Source organism: Methylobacterium nigriterrae (assembly GCF_037106235.1).
Taxonomy (GTDB): domain Bacteria; phylum Pseudomonadota; class Alphaproteobacteria; order Rhizobiales; family Beijerinckiaceae; genus Methylobacterium; species Methylobacterium nigriterrae.
In genome coordinates this window covers 1-324 of record NZ_JBAWTG010000654.1, presented here as the reverse complement: position 1 = coordinate 324, position 324 = coordinate 1, and the positions used below count along the sequence as shown (strand labels likewise).

1 pseudogene is annotated in these 324 nt (G+C 73.1%); it reads left to right on the top strand.

Annotated features, from left to right (window positions below):
- Positions 1 to 324 (top strand): annotated as a pseudogene (locus tag WDW90_RS38610) (ATP-binding cassette domain-containing protein); the annotation flags it as partial.

Below are 324 nucleotides of genomic sequence, written 5' to 3'. Positions count from 1 at the left end.
GTGCACGAGCTGATCCTGCGTCTGTCCGAGGGCTACGACACCCGCATCGGCGAGGGGGGGCGGGCTTGTCGGCCGGGCAGCGCCAGCGGGTCGGGCTGGCGCGCGCGCTCTACCGCGACCCGTTCCTGGTCATCCTCGCCGAGCCGAACGCCAATCTCGACAACGAGGGCGAGAACGCGCTGACCCAGGCGATCCTGGGGGTGCGCCGGCGCGGGGGCATCTGCGTGGTGGTGGCCCATCGCCCGAGCGCGCTGGCGGCGGTGGCTCTGGTGCTGATGATGGCCGAGGGCCGCGCCCAGGCATTCGGGCCGAAGGACGTGGTGT